Annotated in this window: 1 rRNA gene (cut by a window edge); it reads right to left on the bottom strand. The window is 56.2% G+C overall.

Annotated elements, in window-relative coordinates:
- Window positions 1-21: 21 nt before the first annotated feature.
- Window positions 22-1,863, bottom strand: a 23S ribosomal RNA gene (locus tag RZ84_RS40065); it runs 1,591 nt beyond the window's last position.

Genomic DNA, 1,863 nt, shown 5'->3' with positions numbered 1-1,863 from the left:
ACACAGTGGACGCGAGCAACTGAGGACAAGCCCTCGGCCTATTAGTACCAGTCAACTCCAACCGTTACCGGTCTTCCATATCTGGCCTATCAACCCAGTCGTCTACTGGGAGCCTTACCCCATCAAGTGGGAGGGAGCCCTCATCTCGAAGCAGGCTTCCCGCTTAGATGCTTTCAGCGGTTATCCTTTCCGAACGTAGCCAACCAGCCATGCCCTTGGCAGAACAACTGGCACACCAGAGGTTCGTCCGTCCCGGTCCTCTCGTACTAGGGACAGCCCTTCTCAAGACTCCTACGCGCACAGCGGATAGGGACCGAACTGTCTCACGACGTTCTAAACCCAGCTCGCGTACCGCTTTAATGGGCGAACAGCCCAACCCTTGGGACCGACTCCAGCCCCAGGATGCGACGAGCCGACATCGAGGTGCCAAACCATCCCGTCGATATGGACTCTTGGGGAAGATCAGCCTGTTATCCCCGGGGTACCTTTTATCCGTTGAGCGACGGCGCTTCCACAAGCCACCGCCGGATCACTAGTCCCTACTTTCGTACCTGCTCGACCCGTCAGTCTCACAGTCAAGCTCCCTTGTGCACTTACACTCAACACCTGATTGCCAACCAGGCTGAGGGAACCTTTGGGCGCCTCCGTTACCCTTTAGGAGGCAACCGCCCCAGTTAAACTACCCACCAGACACTGTCCCTGATCCGGATCACGGACCCAGGTTAGACATCCAGCACGACCAGAGTGGTATTTCAACAACGACTCCACACCAACTGGCGTTGGCGCTTCACAGTCTCCCACCTATCCTACACAAGCCGAACCGAACACCAATATCAAGCTATAGTAAAGGTCCCGGGGTCTTTCCGTCCTGCTGCGCGAAACGAGCATCTTTACTCGTAATGCAATTTCACCGGGCCTATGGTTGAGACAGTCGAGAAGTCGTTACGCCATTCGTGCAGGTCGGAACTTACCCGACAAGGAATTTCGCTACCTTAGGATGGTTATAGTTACCACCGCCGTTTACTGGCGCTTAAGTTCTCAGCTTCGCCAACCCGAAGGTCGACTAACCGGTCCCCTTAACGTTCCAGCACCGGGCAGGCGTCAGTCCGTATACATCGCCTTACGGCTTCGCACGGACCTGTGTTTTTAGTAAACAGTCGCTTCTCGCTGGTCTCTGCGGCCACCCCCAGCTCAGACAGTAAATGTCATCACCAGAAATGGCCCCCCTTCTCCCGAAGTTACGGGGGCATTTTGCCGAGTTCCTTAACCATAGTTCACCCGAACGCCTCGGTATTCTCTACCTGACCACCTGAGTCGGTTTAGGGTACGGGCCGCCATGAAACTCACTAGAGGCTTTTCTCGACAGCATAGGATCATCCACTTCACCACAATCGGCTCGGCATCAGGTCTCAGCCTCAACGTGTGACGGATTTACCTACCACACGGCCTACACCCTTACCCCGGGACAACCACCGCCCGGGCTGGACTACCTTCCTGCGTCACCCCATCGCTTACCTACTACAAGTCTGGTCCGTCGGCTCCACCACTCCCCTCAACTCCGAAGAGATCAGGGCGGCTTCACGGACTTAGCATCGCCTGATTCAGTACTGGGCGCTTCAAAGCGGGTACCGGAATATCAACCGGTTGTCCATCGACTACGCCTGTCGGCCTCGCCTTAGGTCCCGACTTACCCTGGGCAGATCAGCTTGACCCAGGAACCCTTAGTCAATCGGCGCAAGAGTTTCCCACTCTTGTATCGCTACTCATGCCTGCATTCTCACTCGTGAACCGTCCACAACTCGCTTCCACGGCTGCTTCACCCGGCACACGACGCTCCCCTACCCATCACAACACCCGTTAAGG

The sequence above is a fragment of the Streptomyces sp. CT34 genome, assembly GCF_000805335.1.
Classification (GTDB): Bacteria; Actinomycetota; Actinomycetes; order Streptomycetales; family Streptomycetaceae; genus Streptomyces.
The sequence above is the reverse complement of the archived record's forward strand: the minus strand, read 5'-3'. Positions and strand labels throughout refer to the sequence as shown.